Below are 2,531 nucleotides of genomic sequence, written 5' to 3'. Positions count from 1 at the left end.
GTGCAAGTCCAACCCGGCCCCCAGCTCGGCCTGCGCATCGAATACGACACCGACCTGTTCACTCCCGCCACCATCGAAGCCCTTATCACCCGCTTCGAACGCGTCCTAGTGGCCATGACCACCACACCCGAACAACCCCTGTCCACCATCGACCTGCTCGGCCAGGCCGAACACAGACACCTCGCCCAGCTCGGCAACCGCGCAGTACTGACCCAACCCACCCTCACACCGGTCTCGATTCCAGCGTTGTTCACCGCCCAAGTCGCGCGTACACCAGAGGCGCTGGCGGTGACCTACGAGGGCCGCTCAATGAACTACCGCGAGCTCGATCAGGCCTCTAACCGGTTGGCGCACCTGCTGACCGGGCAGGGTGTGGGCCCCGGGGGGTGTGTGGCGCTGCTGCTGTCGCGTTCGGACGCGGCGGTCGCCGCGATACTGGCCGTCCTCAAAACCGGGGCGGCGTATTTACCGATCGACCCCGCGGTGCCGGCGGCGCGTATCGCATTCATGCTCACCGACGCCGCGCCGGTGGCCGTGATCACCACCGCTGATCTGGTCGACCGGCTAAACGGGTCCGGTGTGGCGGTCATCGATCTCGACGACCCAACAGTGGAGCGCCAGCCCAGCACGGCGCTGCCCGCGCCGGCCCACGACGATGTCGCGCACATCATCTACACCTCCGGCACCACCGGGGTCCCGAAGGGGGTGGCGGTCAGTCATCACAACGTCACTCAGCTGATGCAAACACTGGATGCGGGACTGACAACGCCGGGGTCGGCAAAGGTCTCGACGCAGTGGCATTCGTATGCCTTCGACGCCTCGGTCCGGGAGATCTGGGGTGCGCTGCTCCATGGCGGGCGATTGGTCGTGGTGCCCGAATCAGTGGTGAGCTCACCCGAGCAGTTCCATGCCCTGCTGGTCAATGAACAGGTCGACGTCGTAAGCCAAACCCCATCGGCGCTCACTGTGTTGTCCCCGCAGGATTTGAAGTCGGTGGCCTTGGTGGTAGGCGGTGAGGCTTGTGCGGCCGAGCTGGTTGATCGGTGGGCGCCCGGGCGGGTGATGGTCAACGCTTATGGCCCGACTGAGACCACGGTGGATGTGTCAATTAGTGCGCCTCTGACTCCGGGGTCCGGGGCGCCGCCGATCGGTTCGCCGGTGGCGGGGGCGGCGTTGTTCGTGCTGGATGGTTGGTTGCGTCCGGTGCCGGTCGGGGTTGTCGGTGAGTTGTATGTGGCCGGTGCCGGGGTGGGCGTCGGCTATGTAGGCCGGGCGGGGTTGACCGGGTCGCGGTTTGTGGCGTGTCCGTTCGGGGGCCCGGGAGCCCGGATGTATCGGACCGGGGATTTGGTGTGCTGGCGCACCGATGGGCAGCTGACCTATCTAGGGCGGGCCGATGAGCAGGTCAAGATCCGCGGCTATCGCATCGAGCTCGGCGAGATCCAGGCCGCCCTAGCGAGTTTGGCGGGAGTGGCCCAGGCGGTGGTGATCGCCCGCGAGGACCACCCGGGTGACAAACGTCTGGTCGGCTACATCACCGGCACCGCCGACCCGGGCGAGGCACGGGCGGCGCTGGCCGAGCGGCTGCCGGCCTACATGGTTCCGGCGGCGTTGGTGGTCATCGATGCGTTGCCGTTGACCCCCAACGGCAAGCTGGACACCCGAGCGCTGCCGGCACCGGAATACGCCGGTGTGGGATATCGCGCCCCGGGTAGCGCGGTCGAAGAAATCCTGGCCGGCATCTATGCCCGAGTCCTCGGTGTGGAGCGAGTCGGGATCGATGACTCCTTCTTCGACCTGGGCGGCGACAGCATTTCGGCGATGCGCCTGATTACCGCGATCAACAGTGGCCTGGGTGCTGGCCTGTCGGTGCGGGCGGTGTTCGAGGCGCCCACGATCGCCCAGTTGGCGCCGCGGATCCATGCAGAGACGGGCCAGGCAGAGCCATTGGTGGCGGTCGAGCGGCCCGCCGTGGTGCCGTTGTCGTTTGCCCAGCAGCGGTTGTGGTTTATCGACCAGTTGCAGGGGCCGTCCCCGATGTACAACATGCCGGCGGCGTTGCGGCTGGAGGGGCGCCTAGACGCCGCGGCGTTGGGTGCCGCGCTGGCCGATGTGGTGGGCCGGCATGAATCGCTCCGCACGGTGTTCGTCGCCCCCGGGGGGATCCCTCAGCAGGTGGTGCTGCCAGTCGAGCGGGCCGATTTCGGGTGGGAGGTGGTCGAAGCCGGCAGCTGGCCGACGGCCCGGTTAACGGAGGCCATCGATACCGAGGTGCGTCGCCCGTTTGATCTGGCCAGCGCAGTCCCATTGCGGGCGCGGCTGTTCCGCGTCACAAACGACGAGCACATTCTGGTGGTGGTGGTGCACCATATCGCTGCCGATGGCTGGTCGATCGCACCGTTGTTGCGTGATCTGGGCCTGGCTTACGCCCACCGCTGCGCTGGGCGGGCCCCGGATTGGGCGCCGTTGCCGGTGCAGTATGTCGATTACACGCTGTGGCAGCGCGAGCAGCTGGGTGACTTCGAGGATGC

General features: G+C 67.1%; 1 protein-coding gene. It reads left to right on the top strand.

From position 1 onward, the window contains the following. Positions 1–2,531, top strand: a 2,531-nt coding sequence (locus A5652_RS19035; protein ID WP_156745420.1) for a non-ribosomal peptide synthetase, incomplete at both ends; no start/stop codon positions are given.

This window comes from Mycobacterium sp. 1165178.9 (assembly GCF_001673555.1).
GTDB lineage: Bacteria > Actinomycetota > Actinomycetes > Mycobacteriales > Mycobacteriaceae > Mycobacterium.
This window is presented reverse-complemented; position numbering and strand designations above follow the sequence as displayed.